Genomic DNA, 826 nt, shown 5'->3' on the forward strand with positions numbered 1-826 from the left:
TTCATAGTTGCCCCACATACCAGACGAAAGTTGATGAATTAACATAAATGAGTTTTTGTGAATATATCTTTTTTCCGCCACAACACTCATGAGTGTAGCAGCAGATGCAGCACATCCATCGATATATGAGTGAACTGGGACTTTACAGCCAGCGATATAATCAACTGCTGCAAATCCTGAAAATACAGAGCCTCCGTAACTACAGATATGAAGCTTTATTGGAATATCTTCTGCTTCTAAAACATTAGAGCGATTTTTAATACTATTTGAAACTCTGGTTAGACTTTTATTTAATGACAAAACTTTTGGTCTACTAACCTCAGAGTAAAAATAAATATTGTTATCTTGTGCAGACACTATATTATTGTCGTCAGAACCATTTGATTCATCATCACCTCGGGCAGCATCAAATTGATCCGCCATCCAAAATATATCTTTCATTTTTTATTTCCAGTTTTAGATTCTAAAGCAAGTTTAAGATATTCGTCGGTAATTTGAAGAGTGTATTCTTCATCGACAGCAGACATAACTTCAATGATGTCTACTAAAAATTCTTTTGTCACCTCTTGCTTTGCAGAAGAGTCATAAGTCATACTCTCTTCCATTATACTAAATAGTTCCTCGGCAACCCATAATACATCATTACAAGCTAAAAATTTAGCAGCATAGATTTTTGCAAGCTGTTTTCTTTTGATTGCCACAAAGTAAATACAAACAGAAAAAGAAAACGGAGGCAACTTTCGCTGCCTCCGTCGTTGGAGATAAACAAAATTTTTGTTTATTGTATTTCAAGTGGAATAGTTTCACCTGAAAAAACTTGTGTTCT

Annotated in this window: 2 protein-coding genes; both read right to left on the reverse strand. The window is 34.5% G+C overall.

The window, feature by feature from the left end:
* Nucleotides 1-441 (reverse strand): ATP-dependent Clp protease proteolytic subunit (locus B4237_RS16705; protein WP_286944027.1); only part of this gene is annotated, 441 nt, incomplete at its 3' end.
* On the reverse strand, nt 438-737 hold the full coding sequence (locus B4237_RS16710) for a hypothetical protein (protein ID WP_286944029.1): 300 nt from the start codon (nt 735-737) through the stop codon (nt 438-440). The genes B4237_RS16705 and B4237_RS16710, both read right to left, overlap by 4 nt.
* Nucleotides 738-826 lie beyond the last annotated feature (89 nt).

This window comes from Acinetobacter sp. UBA6526, from assembly GCF_002434875.1.
Lineage (GTDB): Bacteria > Pseudomonadota > Gammaproteobacteria > Pseudomonadales > Moraxellaceae > Acinetobacter > Acinetobacter venetianus.